15 protein-coding genes and 1 tRNA gene are annotated in these 14,797 nt (G+C 66.6%); 2 read left to right on the top strand and 14 right to left on the bottom strand.

Annotation, left to right across the window (positions count from 1 at the left end):
* Nucleotides 1-49: 49 nt before the first annotated feature.
* From hisC to WJ12_RS14075, 8 genes are all read right to left on the bottom strand, one after another.
* Nucleotides 50-1,117 carry a histidinol-phosphate transaminase gene (hisC, locus tag WJ12_RS14110; protein WP_034189263.1) on the bottom strand — a complete coding sequence of 356 codons (1,068 nt, stop codon included), beginning with the start codon at nt 1,115-1,117 and terminating at the stop codon, nt 50-52.
* A gap of 118 nt (nt 1,118-1,235) precedes the next feature.
* Complete coding sequence (pth, locus tag WJ12_RS14105) at nt 1,236-1,835, bottom strand: aminoacyl-tRNA hydrolase (protein WP_034189264.1); 600 nt, start codon at nt 1,833-1,835, stop codon at nt 1,236-1,238.
* A gap of 120 nt (nt 1,836-1,955) precedes the next feature.
* Nucleotides 1,956-2,561, bottom strand: a complete 606-nt coding sequence (locus WJ12_RS14100; RefSeq protein ID WP_034189265.1) for a 50S ribosomal protein L25/general stress protein Ctc — start codon at nt 2,559-2,561, stop codon at nt 1,956-1,958.
* A gap of 161 nt (nt 2,562-2,722) precedes the next feature.
* A complete protein-coding gene (locus WJ12_RS14095; protein WP_034189266.1) occupies nt 2,723-3,685 on the bottom strand; it encodes a ribose-phosphate pyrophosphokinase in 963 nt (320 codons plus the stop codon).
* Between the two features lie 45 nt (nt 3,686-3,730).
* A tRNA-Gln gene (locus WJ12_RS14090) sits at nt 3,731-3,807 on the bottom strand.
* A 55-nt stretch (nt 3,808-3,862) separates the two neighbouring features.
* Nucleotides 3,863-4,744 carry a 4-(cytidine 5'-diphospho)-2-C-methyl-D-erythritol kinase gene (gene ispE / locus WJ12_RS14085; RefSeq protein WP_059558736.1) on the bottom strand — a complete coding sequence of 294 codons (882 nt, stop codon included), beginning with the start codon at nt 4,742-4,744 and terminating at the stop codon, nt 3,863-3,865.
* Between the two features lie 25 nt (nt 4,745-4,769).
* On the bottom strand, nt 4,770-5,393 hold the full coding sequence (gene lolB / locus WJ12_RS14080; protein ID WP_059558733.1) for a lipoprotein insertase outer membrane protein LolB: 624 nt from the start codon (nt 5,391-5,393) through the stop codon (nt 4,770-4,772).
* Nucleotides 5,393-7,216: a tetratricopeptide repeat protein gene (locus tag WJ12_RS14075; protein WP_059558731.1), complete on the bottom strand. Its 1,824-nt coding sequence runs from the start codon at nt 7,214-7,216 to the stop codon at nt 5,393-5,395. The genes lolB and WJ12_RS14075 overlap by 1 nt, the downstream gene beginning before the upstream one ends.
* Nucleotides 7,217-7,302: 86 nt before the next feature.
* On the opposite strand from WJ12_RS14075, the gene mutM reads away from it, so the two are divergent.
* Both mutM and mutY read left to right on the top strand, forming a co-directional pair.
* On the top strand, nt 7,303-8,130 hold the full coding sequence (gene mutM, locus WJ12_RS14070) for a bifunctional DNA-formamidopyrimidine glycosylase/DNA-(apurinic or apyrimidinic site) lyase (protein ID WP_034189270.1): 828 nt from the start codon (nt 7,303-7,305) through the stop codon (nt 8,128-8,130).
* A gap of 24 nt (nt 8,131-8,154) precedes the next feature.
* Complete coding sequence (gene mutY, locus WJ12_RS14065; RefSeq protein WP_059558727.1) at nt 8,155-9,261, top strand: A/G-specific adenine glycosylase; 1,107 nt, start codon at nt 8,155-8,157, stop codon at nt 9,259-9,261.
* Between the two features lie 50 nt (nt 9,262-9,311).
* Here the strand turns inward: mutY and WJ12_RS14060 are convergent, their stop codons facing one another.
* The 6 genes from WJ12_RS14060 to WJ12_RS14035 all read right to left on the bottom strand — a co-directional run bounded on the left by WJ12_RS14060 (nt 9,312) and on the right by WJ12_RS14035 (nt 14,787).
* Nucleotides 9,312-9,947: an LON peptidase substrate-binding domain-containing protein gene (locus WJ12_RS14060; protein ID WP_059558724.1), complete on the bottom strand. Its 636-nt coding sequence runs from the start codon at nt 9,945-9,947 to the stop codon at nt 9,312-9,314.
* Between the two features lie 27 nt (nt 9,948-9,974).
* Nucleotides 9,975-10,883 carry an RNase adapter RapZ gene (gene rapZ / locus WJ12_RS14055; protein ID WP_034189273.1) on the bottom strand — a complete coding sequence of 303 codons (909 nt, stop codon included), beginning with the start codon at nt 10,881-10,883 and terminating at the stop codon, nt 9,975-9,977.
* A 75-nt stretch (nt 10,884-10,958) separates the two neighbouring features.
* On the bottom strand, nt 10,959-11,927 hold the full coding sequence (hprK, locus tag WJ12_RS14050; protein ID WP_011353227.1) for an HPr(Ser) kinase/phosphatase: 969 nt from the start codon (nt 11,925-11,927) through the stop codon (nt 10,959-10,961).
* 129 nt (nt 11,928-12,056) lie between these two features.
* Nucleotides 12,057-12,569: a PTS sugar transporter subunit IIA gene (locus WJ12_RS14045; protein WP_049034209.1), complete on the bottom strand. Its 513-nt coding sequence runs from the start codon at nt 12,567-12,569 to the stop codon at nt 12,057-12,059.
* Nucleotides 12,570-12,763: 194 nt separating this feature from the next.
* Nucleotides 12,764-13,123 carry a ribosome hibernation-promoting factor, HPF/YfiA family gene (hpf, locus tag WJ12_RS14040; RefSeq protein WP_006477786.1) on the bottom strand — a complete coding sequence of 120 codons (360 nt, stop codon included), beginning with the start codon at nt 13,121-13,123 and terminating at the stop codon, nt 12,764-12,766.
* 158 nt (nt 13,124-13,281) lie between these two features.
* The gene (locus tag WJ12_RS14035; protein ID WP_034189274.1) at nt 13,282-14,787 is read right to left on the bottom strand and encodes an RNA polymerase factor sigma-54; all 1,506 of its coding nucleotides are present in this window, start codon (nt 14,785-14,787) and stop codon (nt 13,282-13,284) included.
* Nucleotides 14,788-14,797: the final 10 nt, after the last annotated feature.

The raw sequence follows: 14,797 nt of genomic DNA, 5'->3' as shown, positions 1-14,797 counted from the left end.
CGCGCGTCCTGCGTTCAGAGCGGCGCCACCCGGCGCCGGTTCTTCCGTATCAGGCCAGCCACTCGCGCAACGCCGCGACGAGCGCGTCGCATTCGGCGTCGGTGCCGACCGTGATGCGCAGGTGCTGGTCGATCCTCGGCAGCCGGAAGTGCCGCACGAAAATTTCCCGTTCCTTCAGTTTCGCCGCGATCGTGCCCGCATCGTGCGCGGGATGGCGCGCGAACACGAAATTCGCCGCCGACGGCACGATGTCGAAGCCGAGCGCGTCGAGCGCGTGCGTGAGCCGCGTCCGGCTGTCGACCACGCGCCGGCAGGTCGCGTCGAAATAGTCGGTGTCTTCATACGCGGCCTGCGCGGCGACCTGCGCGAGCCGGTCGAGCGGATAGGAGTTGAAGCTGTCCTTCACGCGGTTCAGTGCGTCGATCAGCGCCGCATCGCCGAACGCGAAGCCGACGCGCATGCCGGCGAGCGAGCGCGCCTTCGACGTCGTGTGCACGACGAGCAGGTTCGGATGACGGTCGATCAGCGTAATCGCCGACTGCGCGCCGAAATCGACATACGCCTCGTCGATCACGACGACCGATGACGGGTTCGCGGCCGCGATCCGCTCGACATCCGCGAGCGGCAGCGCGCGCCCGGTCGGCGCATTCGGGTTCGGAAACAGCACGCCGCCGGCATCGTCGAGGTAGTCGTCGACACGGATCGAGAAGTCGTCCGCGAGCGGCACGATCGCGGTCTCGACACCGTACAGACGCGCGTAGGTCGGATAGAAGCTGTACGTGATGTCCGGAAAGCGCAGCGGCCGGTCGTGCTTCAGCAGCGCCTGGAACGTGTGCGCGAGCACCTCGTCGGAGCCGTTGCCGACGAACACCTGCTCGGGCTTGATGCGGTGATGGGCCGCGACCGTCTCGCGCAGCGCGCGCGCGACCGGGTCGGGATAACGACGCAGCGTGTCGCCGGTCGTGCCGAGTTCGCGTGCGATCGCCGCGACGACGCGCGGCGACGGCGGATAGGGATTCTCGTTGGTGTTCAGCTTGACGGGGTGCGCGAGCGCGGGCTGCTCGCCCGGCACGTAAGGCACGAGTTGCTGAACGACGTCGCTCCAGTAACGGCTCACCGCTTGGCTCCTGTCGGGCAAAACGTCGAGATTACCGCATGTGCGCGTCGTAGTGGGGCGGGCGCAGCCGCCCGGCGACGCCGGACGGCCCGATGCACCGGGCCGGTGCGAGCGGCGATCAGTTGCGATGCAGTTGCATCGTCGCGCGGTCGAGTTCGCCCTTGACGACCATCGGCATCACGGCGAGCGCGCGTTCGATCGACGCGTCGATCACGTCCTGCTCCTCGCGGCGCGGCGGCTTCAGCACGAAGTTCGCGACGTCGGGCTTCGCGCCGGCGCGTGCGCTTTCCGGAATCAGGTCGCGCGGATGGCCGATGCCGATCCGCAGCCGCCAGTACTGCTGCGACGACAGGTGCGCGGAGATGTCCTTCAGGCCGTTGTGGCCGCCGCTGCCGCCGCCGAGCTTCAGCTTCACGGTGCCGGGTGGCAGGTCGAGCTCGTCGTGCGCGACGAGGATCTCGTCGGGCAGGATCTTGAAGAATTGCGCGAGCGCGACGACCGACTGGCCGGAGCGGTTCATGTAGGTCTGCGGCTCAAGCAGATGGACTTCCTCGCCGTGCAGGCGCGCTTTCGCGTAGAAGCCGTGGAATCGGCGTTCGTCGCGCAGCGTCGTGCCGGCTTCGCGGGCGAGCTGGTCGATCAGCCAGAAGCCGGCGTTGTGGCGCGTCGCGGTGTATTCCGCCCCGGGATTGCCGAGGCCGACGATCAGTTTGATCATGACGTTTCGAAGGCGGCAGCGGCCGCCTGGGCGCAGAAAAAGAAAAACCCGCCGGGCAAGCCGCGGCGGGTTGCGTCGACCGTTTCGTGAAACGGATCGATGGGGCGCGTAGGCAGCCGCTTAGGCAGCCGGCGTTTCGCCTTCGGCTGCGTCCGACACGGCACCAGCCGGGACCGTCGCCGAAGCGATGACCGGGTTTTCCGCGTCGATGTGCGCGACCAGCGCGACGCCCTTCGGCAGCGTGATGTCCTTCGCGTGCAGCGATTGACCGGCTTCGATCTTCGACAGGTCGACTTCGAGGAACTCCGGCAGGTCGGCCGGCAGGCACTCGATTTCGATTTCCGTCGCGACGTGCGAAACGATCGCGCTCGACAGCTTCACGGCCGGGCTGACTTCCGCGTTCAGGAAGTGCAGCGGTGCCTTCGTGTGCAGCTTCTTCTTCGCGTCAACGCGCTGGAAGTCCACGTGCAGCACCAGTTGCTTGAACGGGTGGTATTGCACGTCGCGCAGCAGAACCTGTTGCGACTGGCCAGCCACTTCGAGGTCGAGGATCGACGAGTGGAAAGCTTCCTTCTTCAGGGCGTGCCACAGGGCGTTGTGATCCAGTTCGATCTTTTGCGGGGCGGCTTCGCCACCGTAAACGATACCCGTGGTCTTGCCAGCGTTGCGCAGGCGGCGGCTCGCACCCGTACCTTGCTGTTGGCGCTCGAAAGCGACGACTTTCATATGATTCTCCAATAGCTGCCCGCGACCAGGCAGTAAAACGGGGCCGTCAAACGGCGGCCCCTGATGAAACGGCCGGGGTTTCGTCTATCCCGTCCGATTGTGCAAAAAGCGAAGCGTTGCCGCTTCGCTTTCCGCGCATGCTTTGTTCCGTCGATTCGCGATCAGGATTCCGCGAACAGCGACATCACCGAATCGCCGCGGCGGATCCGCGAGAACGTCTCGGCCAGCAGGCTCGCGCTCGTCAGCGAGCGGATCTTCGAGCAGGCCAGCGATTCGGCCGACAGCGGGATCGTGTCGGTGACGACCAGCTCGTCGAGTGCCGATGCGGCGATGCGATCCGCGGCGCCGCCCGACAGCACGGGGTGCGTCGCGTACGCGAACACCTGCTTCGCACCGCGGTCCTTCAGCACTTGTGCGGCCTTGCAGAGCGTGCCGGCCGTATCGACCATGTCGTCCATGATCACGCAGGTGCGGCCTTCGACTTCACCGATGATGTTCATCACTTCGGCGACGTTCGCCTTCGGGCGACGCTTGTCGATGATCGCGAGATCGCAGTTGAGCTGCTTCGCGAGTGCCCGGGCACGCACCACGCCGCCGACGTCCGGCGACACGACGAGCAGATCCGAGTAGTTCTGCTTGCGCAGGTCGCCCAGCAGGATCGGCGTTGCGTAGATGTTGTCGACCGGGATGTCGAAGAAGCCCTGAATCTGGTCGGCGTGCAGATCCATCGTGATGATCCGCTCGACGCCGGCGATTTCCAGCATGTTCGCGACGATCTTCGCCGAGATCGCGACCCGCGCCGAACGCGGGCGGCGATCCTGACGAGCGTAGCCGAAGTAGGGGATGGCTGCGGTGATCCGGCCGGCGGATGCGCGCTTGAGCGCATCGACCATGATCATCAGTTCCATCAGGTTGTCGTTCGCCGGTGCGCACGTGGATTGCAGGACGAAGACGTCCTTGCCACGCACGTTTTCCTGGATCTCGACCTGGATCTCGCCGTCGGAGAAACGGCTGACCATTGCTTTGCCGAGGGGGATACCAAGGATATTGACGACTTCCTGGGCAAGCGCGGGATTCGCGTTGCCAGTAAAGACCATCAGGCCATCATGGCTGTGGCTGCTCATCGTGCACCTGCTTCAGGCTTGGGGCGGGAAATGCGGGAAAATTTTTGGCAGGGGAGGAAGGACTCGAACCCTCGCATGCCGGAATCAAAATCCGGTGCCTTGACCAACTTGGCGACTCCCCTACACTTAACTGACTGCTTCACCGAACTCGTGTAGGCCGTTCGGCAAAGTAAAACTTCATGACGCGAAAGCGAAGAGCGGATGCTCGTTCAGACTCTCGGCAACTGCGCCCTTCCAGCTGGCGGGCAGCTTGGCTTTCGCCGCTTCTGCCTCGTGCTTGCTGTGAAACGCTGCAAACACGCTTGCTCCGGAGCCGGTCATCCTCGCGGGGGTCACATCATACAACCATTTGACCGCCTGCGCAACTTCCGCGTACTTCCTTGTTACAACTTCCTGCATGTCGTTCCGGCCGAAGCTATCTGGCCATCCCGCATCGCTGGTTTGCTGTGCAAGAAAGTCAGCAATTGTGACGGGCTTCGTATCTCTTGTCAACAACTCATCTGAAAATATTTCAGCGGTCGGGACATGAACGCTTGGCGTCACAACCAAGAACCAGCGAGTCGGCAATTCTACCTCAGCTAATTCTTCTCCGATACCCTCTGCGAACGCATTTTTTCCAAAAATAAAAAACGGGACGTCGGCGCCGAGTTTGACCGCGAGCGACTGGAGCTCGGCACGCGGCAGGTCGAGCTGCCACAGGCGGTTCAGCGCGAGCAGCGTCGTCGCCGCGTCGGAGCTGCCGCCGCCGAGACCGGCGCCCATCGGCAGGCACTTGTCGATCTCGATGTCGACGCCGTGCGTGGTGCCCGTATGCGTTTTCAGCAGGTTGGCCGCGCGCACGACGAGATCGCTTTCCTCGGGCACGCCGGGCACGTCGGTGACGCGTGCGACGCGACCGTCGTCGCGCAGCGTGAAGTGCAGCGTATCGCCCCAGTTCAGCAGCTGGAACACGCTCTGCAGGTCGTGATAGCCGTTCGGGCGACGGCCGGTGATGTGCAGGAACAGGTTGAGTTTCGCGGGCGCAAGGCAGTTGCGCAGCGAGCGGGTCGAATCGGTCATGCGTATGTCTGGGCTGGGCCGGTGCTCACTGGTCGAGCACGAGCTTGATGTCGAGCGGCGGTGTCGCGCGCACGAGGTTGACGCGTTTGACGCCCGTGGCCGGGGCATCCGCGTAGGCAAGGTAGTCGATCGTCCAGCCGTCCTGGCGGATCTGCTTGACGCGCGTGCCGTCGGCCGGGTCGCGCACGGTTTCCGCCTGTGTCGCGGGCGCGGCCGTCGGCAGCAGCCAGTAGCGCAGGCCGGCGAGCGGCAGTTCGAAGCCGAGCGTCTTCTGCATCAGGTCGCCGACGTCCGGCGCGTATTGCGTCGGACGGTTCGGCAGTTCGAGCGAGGCTGCCTGCGGCGTCGATTTCACGATCGCGAGCGTCTGGCCGAGCGGGCTGCGCAGCTCGAGCGACACGTCGTCGCCGTGTTCCTGCCAGTCGAAGTTGCCGTACACGTGCTGCTGCTTGCCGAGACGGTCGTCGTACTGCACCGCGAAGCGGCCGTGGTAAGCATGCGACGCGGCCGTTTGCAGCACCGCGCCGGTCGCCGGCGCGCTGGCCGACGGCGGCGTGCTCGCGCAGCCGGCGAGCGCGAGCGCCGCACCGGCCGCGGCCAGCGTGCGCTGCGCGCGGGAGAACGGGGAAAGCGTCGGGAACATCCGCATCAGAGGCCGTTGATCTGGAGGCGCTTCAGCGTCTGCACGAGCGTCTCGTTGTCGGGTTCGAGCTTCTGCGCGTCGCGCCATGCGGAACGCGCGTCGTCCTGCGCGCCGCTCTTCCACAGCACTTCGCCGAGGTGCGCGCCGATTTCGGCGTTCGGCTGCAGTTCGTACGCGCGCCGCAGGACCTTCGTCGCGCCGGCCGTGTCGCCCATCCGGTACTTCACCCAGCCGAGGCTGTCCATGATGTACGCGTCGTTCGGCGCGAGCGCCATCGCCTTGTCGATCAGCTTGCTGGCTTCGGGCAGGCGCTGGTTGCGGTCGGCCAGCGAATAGCCGAGCGCGTTGTACGCCTGCGGGTTGTCGGGCTGCGTGCGGATCAGCTCGCGCAACTGCTTTTCCATCGTCGTGTAGTGGCCGGTCTTTTCGGCCGCCATCGCGTAGTCGTAGCGCAGGTCGGGATCGTCGGGGAAGTCCTGGACCGCCTGGCCGAGCCGTGCCTCGGCTTCCGGATAGCGTTTCGCTGTGAACAGGATCGACGCGTCGGTGCGCGCGACCACGGCCGCGTCGCGCGGATCGGTGATCGGCAGGTCGTCGAGCACCTTGCGCGCCTCGTCGGTCTTGCCCTGTTTCTGCAGCAGCTGCGCGCGCGTGATTTGCGCGGGCAGGTAGTGCTGGCTCGTCTGGTCGACCTTGTCGAGCCATTGCGACGCCTGCGCGTCGTTGTTCTGGTCGATCGCGATCTGCGCGAGGTAGATGTAGCCCTGGCCGACGTCGAGGTTCGGCTGCTTGTTGCCGAGCTGCACGTACTGCTTCAGGTAGGCGGTCGCTTCGTCGAGCTTCTTCTGCTGGATCTTGATCAGCGCGAGCGCCATCAGCGGCGTCGGATCCTTCGCGTCGAGCTTGCGCATCGTCTCGAACTGCTTCTGCGCGTCGTCGAGGCGGTCGTCGGCGAGATACAGCTGCGACAGCGCGAGCCGCGCATCGCGCGACTTCGGATTCTGCTGAACATACTTCTCGAACGAGGCGATGCCGGCCGCGCGTTCCGCCGGGCCCATCTGCGACAGCATCAGCGCCGCCGGCAGGTAGTCGGGGCGCAGCGCCAGCGCCTGCTTCAGCGACTGCGCGGCGCCGTCCTTGTCGTCGACCGCGAGCTGCTGCCGTGCGATCGCGAGCTGGGCCTCGGGGCGGTTCATGTCGTTCTTCAGCATGTCCTTCAGCACCGCGAGGCCGCCGACGCGGTCGGGGCCGCGCACGAGCAGCGCCTGCAGCGCGAGGATCGCCGGACCGCGCGTCTCGCCGGTCGCGCGGGCCAGCTCGCGCGCGAGCATCGGCTGCGCGTCGGCCGGCTTGCCGGCGAGCACCAGCAGCGCGGCATCGACCTGCGACGCCCGGTTCGAATCCGGCGCGTACTGGCGCCACAGATTCGCGGCGGACAGCGCGTCGGCCGGGCTCTGCGCGCCGAGCGCGATCTCGGTCGCGCGCTGCGCCATGCGCGGATCGCGCGTGTCGCGGGCAAGTGCGAGGTAGGTCTGGTAGGCGGGCGCCGGCTGGTTGCGCTGGAGCGCGACCTCGGCGGCGAGCACCTGGTAGACGATCTGGCTCGTCAGCGGCACGCCGGGGAGATTCTTCTGCTCGTCCGGCATCACATGCTCGAACGCACCCTGCGGCTCCGCGTCGTCCGATGCCGGATCCTGCGCGTGGGCCGGGAAGGCGGTGAGGGTCCAGGCGGCAAACAGCGCGGCGCCGAGTGCACGGCGGACCGGGAAGGCGCGCACGCCGCGCACGGCGGCGGGGCGCTTCTGAAGCAGCTTCGAGGGCAGAGTCATGGAAATCCGTTCGATGTTTCAACCGATTGTAACGCGCTCGCTACAATACACGCACGATCGTGAATCCAGCCTCAGACCCGTAAAACATGCCAGAGTTGCCAGAAGTCGAAGTCACGCGCCGGGGCATCGAGCCCTTTGTCGCGGGCCGCCGCGTCGAGCGTGTCGACGTCCGTACCGAGATGCTGCGCTGGCCCGTGCCGGCGGGGCTCGCCGAGCAGTTGCGCGCGCGCGAGGTGCTCGCCGTCGAGCGTCGCGGCAAGTATCTGCTGTTCGAGGTCGACGCCGGCTGGTTCATCGTCCATCTCGGCATGACGGGCACGCTGCGCGTGCTGCCCGCGGCCGGCGTGCCGGTCGCCGCGAAGCACGACCATATCGACTGGATCTTCGACGAATTCGTGCTGCGGTTCCGCGACCCGCGCCGCTTCGGCGCCGTGTTGTGGCACCCGCGCGAAGCAGGCGACGTGCACGCGCATCCGCTTCTCGCGAGCCTCGGCGTCGAGCCGTTCTCGCCGGCGTTCACCGGCGCGCTGCTGCACGCGCGCACGCGCGGCCGCACGGTGTCGGTCAAGCAGGCGCTGCTCGCGGGCGACATGGTCGTCGGCGTTGGCAACATCTATGCGTCGGAGAGCCTGTTTCGCGCCGGCATCCGGCCGACGACGGCCGCCGGCAAGGTCTCGCTGCCGCGCTACGAGCGGCTGGCCGACGCGGTGCGCGCGACGCTCGCCGACGCGATCGAGCGCGGCGGCAGCACGTTGCGCGATTTTGTCGGCAGCAACGGCGAAAGCGGCTACTTCCAGCTCGACTGCTTCGTCTACGACCGGGCGGGCCAGCCGTGCCGCGTATGCGGCACGCCGATCCGCCAGATCGTGCAGGGCCAGCGGTCGACCTATTTCTGTCCGACCTGCCAGCGTTGAAACCTTTTTTCACGATTAGATAACTTGAAGCCGCCCCGCATCGCCCCCGCTCCGTTCCCCGTCACGCCGCTGCACCGCACGTTCGCCACGCGCCTGGTCGCGTGGCAGCGCGAGCACGGCCGCCACGACCTGCCGTGGCAGAACACCCGCGATCCGTACCGGATCTGGCTGTCGGAAATCATGCTGCAGCAGACGCAGGTGTCGACCGTGATTCCGTACTACACGCGCTTTCTCGAACGCTACCCCGACGTCGCGGCGCTCGCCGCCGCCCCGGCCGACGACGTGATGGCGCTGTGGGCGGGGCTCGGCTACTACTCGCGTGCGCGCAACCTGCATCGCTGCGCGCAGGTCGTCGTCGCCGAACACGGCGGTGCGTTTCCGGCGACGCCCGACGCGCTGGCCGAACTGCCGGGCATCGGCCGCTCGACGGCCGCCGCGATCGCGTCGTTCGCCTACGGCGCGCGTGCGACGATTCTCGACGGCAACGTGAAGCGCGTGCTCGCGCGCGTGTTCGGCGTCGAGGGGTTTCCGGGCGAGAAGCGGGTCGAGAACGACATGTGGGCGCTCGCCGAATCGCTATTGCCCGATGCCGCGAACGCGGCCGACGTGAGTGCCTACACGCAGGGGCTGATGGATCTCGGCGCGACGCTGTGCGTGCGCGGCAAGCCCGATTGCGCGCGCTGCCCGTTCGCGGGCGACTGCGTCGCGCAATCGACGGGCCGCCAGCGCGAACTGCCGGCCGCGCGGCCGAAGAAGGCCGTGCCGACGCGCAGGACCTGGATGCTCGTGCTGCGCGATGGCGATGCCGTGCTGCTGGAGCGCCGCCCGCCGACCGGGATCTGGGGCGGACTGTGGAGCCTGCCGCAAGCGGACGGCGACGCCGCGCTCGCGGAACTCGCGCGCGGTTTCGGCGGCGGCGGTACGGTGCCGCTCGCCCCGCTCACGCACACCTTCACGCATTTCCGGCTCGAGATCGAACCGTGGCTGAGCGATATCGCGGACGGCGGTGGATTGCCTTCGTCCGCGCGCGACGCGGATACCGCCTGGGTGCCGTTGAGCCGGCTCGATGCGTACGGCGTCCCGGCGCCCGTGCGCAAGCTGCTCGACGCACTGAGCGGGCCGCTGCTGTAACGAAAGGGAAAGGGCGCCGCGCGCCCGGGAATGCGCCGGGCCGGCGCCGCCTAAAGCCAGCCGTGCCGGTCGAGCACGTGGTGCACGGCGTCGATGCGTGCGCCGACGTCCGGAAACTCCATCAGCTTCTGCCGCGCCCGCAGGTCGAGCGGCAGCAGTTCCGCGAGGCGGTTCGACACCCAGCTCGGATCGTCGAGGCGGAACGGTTCGCCGAACGGCATCTTCTCCGGATCGGACCTCTTCAGCGCGTTGATGATGCGCTCGAGCACCTCGGCGCACGAGCCGAACTGCGCGAGCGTCTGCTCGCCTTCGAGCGGGATGTCGTCGGGCAGCGGCTCCGCGATGCCGACCAGCAGCCCGTTGCCTTCGACGCGATACGACAGCAGCTCGAAACGCTGCGTGCCGACCGCCTGCAGATACAGCATCCCGAATTCACCGGTATCGCACTCGGTGATGCGCGCCATGCAGCCGATGGTCTCGGGCACCGACACGGCGCCGTCCTGCGCGACTTCGGGCCCGCTCTTCAGCAGGCACACGCCGAACGGTGAGTTATCGCGCAGGCACGCGCGGGACATGTCGAGATAGCGCGCCTCGAACACCTTGAGCGGGAGCAGGCCTCCCGGAAACAGTACCGTGTGCAGTGGAAACAGCGGCAGGTCGATCAGGGTGGTCGATAGGGAGGACATGGCGCGCTGACAAGGGAGCGGGTGTCGCTAGGGTCGGGCGACCTCGGAGACGAGCCGCGACGACGCGTCGACATCCACTGGCGCGTCACGATGCCGCACGATCACGTTCGCCTCGTGCGCGAGGCGCGCGGCGAGCGTTTCCGCGATGAACACCGAGCGATGCTGGCCGCCCGTGCAGCCGATGGCGACGGTCAGGTAGCTGCGGTTGTCATCACGGAAGTGCGGCAGCCATTTCATCAGGAACGCATGGATGTCGTCGATCATCTGGTGGACGATCGGCAGTGCGTCGAGAAAGGCGATGACCGGCCGGTCGAGCCCGGTGAGCGGGCGCAACTCGTGGTCGTAGTACGGGTTCGGCAGCGCGCGCACGTCGAACATCAGGTCGGCGTCGAGCGGCACGCCGCGCTTGAAGCCGAACGACTCGAACATCACCATCAGGTCGTTGTCTTTCTGCTCGATGAAGCGCTTGACCCACGTGCGCAGCACGTTCGCGCGCAGCGTGCTCGTATCGATCTGGTGGCCGAATTCGGCGAGCGGCGCGACGAGGTCGCGCTCGCGCTCGATCGCTTCCTCGAGCGACGACAGCAGGCCGACGTCCGCATCGTGCGACAGCGAGCCGGACAGCGGATGGCGGCGGCGCGTTTCGGAGAAGCGCTGGATCAGCGCCTGGGTGCTGGCGTTGAGGAACAGCACGCGCACGTCGTGCTCGCCCGACAGTTCGCGGATCAGGCCGGGCATTTCGTCGAGCGACGCGCTCGAGCGCGCGTCGATCGCGACCGCGAGCCGGCGCTGGCCGTTCTGGCCGAGGTAGCGGGCGAGTTCGGGCAGCACGTGCGGCGGCAGGTTGTCGACGCAGTAATAGCCTGCGTCTTCGAGCGCGTTCAGCGCGACGGACTTGCCTGAGCCGGAGATGCCGGTGATAAGGACGATGCGCATGGGAAGCAGTGAATCCTGACGTTTCATCATAGCACCGGCTCGACGCGTCGGCGTTGCGCGGCCGGCGCGTGCGGGTTACACCAGTTTGCCGGGGAACTGACTGTCGGGATCCTGCATCGCGAGTCGTTGCCGATCCATGAAATCGCGCAAGGTGTCGATTCCGCGCAACTGCAGGATCGTGTTCCGGACGGCCGCCTCGACCAGCACCGCGAGGTTGCGGCCGGCCGCGACCTGGATCGTGACCTTGCTGATCGGCAGGCCGAGCACGTCGACGGTCTGGCTTTCGAGCGGCAGGCGTTGGAATTCGCCGTCGGGGCGCCGTACGAGCTGGACGATCAGCTTCAGCTTCATTTTCCGCCGCACGGCGGTTTCGCCGAAGATCGTCTTGATGTCGAGCAGGCCGAGGCCGCGCACTTCGAGCAGGTTCTGCAGCAGCGGCGGGCAGCGCCCTTCGACGAAATCGGGGCCAAGTCTGACGAAATCGACCGCGTCGTCGGCGACGAGGCCGTGGCCGCGGCTGATCAGCTCGAGGCCGAGTTCGCTCTTGCCGAGGCCCGAATCGCCGGTCAGGAGCACGCCCATCCCGAGGATGTCGATGAACACGCCGTGCAGCGTCGCGCGCGGCGCGAGGATGCGCGACATGTAGAGCCGCAGGCTGTCGATCACGGCGGCGGCCGACATCGGCGTCGTGAACAGCGGGGTGGACGAGCGCGTGCAGCGCAGCACGAGTTCGGGCGGGGCCGCGGCGCCGCCGGCGACGACGAGGAACGGCGGCTCGAGTGCGATCAGCTCGGCCATGTGGCGCGAGCGGTCTTCGTCGGTCTGCCGCTGGTAGTAGTCGATTTCGGCCTCGCCGAGCACCTGGATCCGGTTCGGGTGGATCAGGTTCAGGTGGCCGACGAGGTCGGCGCTCGAGGTCGCATTGCCGACCGTGTCGGCGGAAAAGCCGCGCTCCCAGCCTTCATGCCCCGTCAGCCAGCTCAGTTTCAGCGTGGCCGCGTTGTCGTCGAAGATGCTCTGGGCGTTGATGCTGGACGTATCCATGACTCTCGTCACTCCAATGAGCCGGTGCATGCGCGCGGCGACGGGCGTCGCCATGCCGAGCCGGCGCCGGGCGGCCCTGGACGGCGGCGTGTGCCGCCGCGTACCGGAAAATATTCCGCCCGGATCAACTCAAGGTTGCCACTGAGTGAGCAGGCGATGCAACTCGGCGATATCCGTTTCGTTGTGCAGACGCTCGCGCGCGTCGCGATCGGATAGCAGTTGCGCGATTTCCGACAGGATCTCGAGGTGCTGCTGGGTGGCTTGCTCGGGGACGAGCAGGAAGATCAGGAGGCCGACCGGCTGGCCGTCGGGCGCTTCGAACGGGATCGCATCGGCGAGGCGGACGAACGCGGCGAGCGGGTGCTTGAGACCCTTGATGCGGCCGTGCGGAATCGCGACCCCTTCGCCGAGCCCGGTCGAACCGAGGCGCTCGCGCGCGAACAGGTTGTCCGTGACGATGCTGCGGGCGATGCCGTTCTGATTCTCGAACATCAGCCCGGCTTGTTCGAAGACGCGTTTCTTGCTGGTGACTGAGAGGTCGATGACGACGTTCTCTATGGGCAGGATTTTGGCTAGGCGATTCATGTTGGCAGGCGATTGGGCGGCCTGGGGTCTCCTTGCTGCGGCAGACTGATTTTCCATGTTCGGCGATATCAAGGCATGTGGCATCGGCAACCTGCAACGCAGCTACCGCACCCAGCGCCCCCCGGCGATAACCGGAACATTATAGAGCACAGCCGCGTGCGTGGCGCAGCCCGGACCGACCGGTTGCACCCCTGCGCGGAGTCGCAAAAAAAACGCCCGGCGAACCGGGCGGCGTGCGTGTTGCGGTAAGGTTATTGCGGCGGCAGTTCGATCTGGTCGATCGACGGTTGAAGCTTGATCGGGTCGTGCGCGTGCGTTTGCAGGCGCTCCATGTGCTTGACGACCTGGCGATCCAGCTTGTCGATCAGCAAATCGATCGCAGCGTACAGGTTGCCGTTCGCGCTTTCGACGAAGATGTCCTTGCCCTTCAGGTGCAGGTTGATTTCCGCGCGCTGCTGCTTGTCCTTTTCCTTGTGGTTGTCGACCGAGAGGATCACAGTGCCATCGATCACCTGATCGCTATGCCGTAGCACCCGGTCCAGCTTGGTGATCACGTATTCGCGAATGGCAGGCGTGACTTCGAGATGATGTCCACTGATCTTCAGGTTCATAGTGCTTCTCCAAGCGAGTGACCACCCGGCCGCATCGAGGCGGCGCTCCGGTCGACTTGCCCCTGCCGCACGAGGCGGCATATCGCGGACAAGTCGCCCGGCCTGTTCCCCGTGTGCGCGGTGGCCGGAACACGCCTGCCGCCGGGCAGGCAGCAGGCTTAAAGAGACTTGCGCAGATTCACTGCCGGGATCTTGAGGGCTTCGCGATATTTCGCAACCGTGCGGCGCGCGACCACGAAACCCTGTTCTGCCAGCAGCTCGGCAATGCGGCTGTCCGAAAGTGGCGATTTTGGGTCTTCAGCTCCTATCAGTTGCTTGATGAGGGCTCGGATGGCGGTCGACGAGGCGGCGCCACCGGTGTCGGTCGAAACGTGAGATCCGAAGAAGTACTTAAATTCCAGCGTCCCGAACGGGGTCAGCATGTACTTCCCGGTTGTCACACGGCTGACAGTCGACTCGTGTAGGCCCAGCGTATCAGCTATTTCCCGCAAAACCAAGGGGCGCATGGCAATTTCACCGTGCGCAAAGAAATTCTTCTGACGCTCGACAATAGCCTGCGCGACTCGCAGGATCGTGTCGAAACGCTGCTGGATATTTTTGATCAGCCAGCGCGCTTCCTGGAGCTGCTGCTTCAGCGAACCGGCCGACGGATCGCCGCGGCTGTTGCGCAGGATGTTCGCGTACAGGTTGTTGATCCGCAGGCGCGGCACGACCTCCGGATTGAGTTCCGCGAGCCACCCCTGGCCGGCCTTCTTCACGATGATGTCGGGCACGACGTAGTCGGCCTCGGCCTTGCCGTACGCGGCGCCGGGGAACGGCTCCAGCGAGCGGATCAGCGCATGCGCGTCGCGCAGCGCGTCGTCGCTCGCCTTCAGGTGCTTGCGCAATCGTGTGAAATCGCGGGCCGCGAGCAGTTCGAGGTGCTGCGACACGATCTCGAGCGCGAGCGTGCGCGTCGGGGACGGATCGAGGCGCAGCAGCTGCAGCTTCAGGCATTCGGACGCCGAGCGTGCGCCGACCCCGGGCGGGTCGAAGCTGTGCAGCAGCGCGAGCGCCGCGTTCAGTTCGTCGCAGTCGATCTCCAGCTCGGGCGGCAGGTCGGCGAGCACCTCGTCGAGCGTCGCGGTCAGGTAGCCGTCGTCGTCGAGCGACTCGATCAGGAACATCACGAGCGCGCGATCGCGCGGGCCGGCCTGCGTGACGCGCAACTGCGCGGACAGGTGGTCGCGCAGCGACGTCGCGGCTTCCTGCACCTGCAGCGGCGGGAGGTCGTCGTCGTCGGACGCGCCGCTCGCGCGGCCGAATTCGTCGAGATTCCATTGCGGGCCGTCGTTGCCGTCGCCGGAACCGTAACCGTCGTAGTCGTCGGCACCGGCCGGCTCGTCGCGCTCCGCGCGATCGCTGGACGTGCTGCTGCCGTTTGCCGAGGCCGGCTCGGTGTTCTGCGCGGGCGGCGTCTGCGCGATCAGCGATCCGTCCGCCGCGACACGCAGCGGGCTCGCGATCCATTCGTCGTCGTTCTCGAGCAGCGGGTTCTGCGCGACGGCCATCGCGACTTCCTGCTGCAATTCGAGCGTGGACAACTGCAGGAGCCGGATCGACTGCTGCAGCTGCGGCGTCAGCGCCAGGTGTTGCGACAGGCGGAGTTGAAGGCTGGCTTTCATGGCAAGGAGG

The sequence above is a fragment of the Burkholderia seminalis genome, assembly GCF_001718535.1.
Lineage (GTDB): Bacteria > Pseudomonadota > Gammaproteobacteria > Burkholderiales > Burkholderiaceae > Burkholderia > Burkholderia seminalis.
The sequence above is the reverse complement of the archived record's forward strand: the minus strand, read 5'-3'. Positions and strand labels throughout refer to the sequence as shown.